Source organism: Clavibacter lycopersici (genome assembly GCF_003576405.1).
GTDB lineage: Bacteria > Actinomycetota > Actinomycetes > Actinomycetales > Microbacteriaceae > Clavibacter > Clavibacter lycopersici.
The window spans coordinates 1-744 of record NZ_QWGT01000480.1; the positions used below are offsets into that span (position 1 = coordinate 1).

Sequence of the window (744 nt, forward strand, 5' to 3'; positions counted from 1 at the left end):
GGCGCGACCGCAGCCGGAGCGGATCCGGCAGCCCACGCCATGGCGGCGGCACGCGCCGCGGCGGCCGCGGGGGCGAGCGGCGCGGGGGCCGCATCCTCGTCCGCGTCATCGGGGTCGGCATCGGCGGGCGGACCGGCGTGGTCGTCGACGACCTCCGCGTCCTCGTCCGCCTCGTCGGCGCGGAGCGGTGTCAGCTGCACGGACTCGCCGGGGCCGTCCGGCGCGAGCTCGGGGTCGGGATCCTCGACGAGCTCGGCGTCGACCACGTGCGCATCGGCGTCGACGACCGGCAGCGCCGCGTCGTCCCGGTCGTCGTCGACCGGCTCGAGGACCATCTCGGTCGGGGCGTCGTCAGCCGGAGACGGCTCGACCTCGCCCGTGAGCACCTCGCCGGGCACGTCGTCCGCGGCCGCGGGCACGTACCCGGGGTCGGGCTCGCCGGGGAACCCGACGTCGCCCGCGTCGACCGGCGCGGCGGCGATGTCGGGCTCGGGGGCGGGCGCGTCGAGGACGGCGTCGGGTGCGTCCGCGTCGGGATCCACCTGGTCGAGCGGGGCGACGCGCGCGTCGTCCTCGGCGGGGTCGAGCGGGACGATCCCCGCGAGGATGTCGCCGTCGGAGGGCGTCGTCGGCTCGGCGGGCGCCGGATCCACGCCCGCGACCGTCGCGTCCGTCGCGTCGGCGTCCTCGCCCGAGTCGCCCTGCGCCTCGCGCTCGGCGGGCACCGGCTCACGGCCGGCGGAC

Annotated in this window: 1 pseudogene; it reads right to left on the minus strand. The window is 79.3% G+C overall.

The annotated features are described in order from the left end of the window. Positions 1-744, minus strand: a pseudogene (locus DZG00_RS16070) (septum formation family protein); the annotation flags it as partial.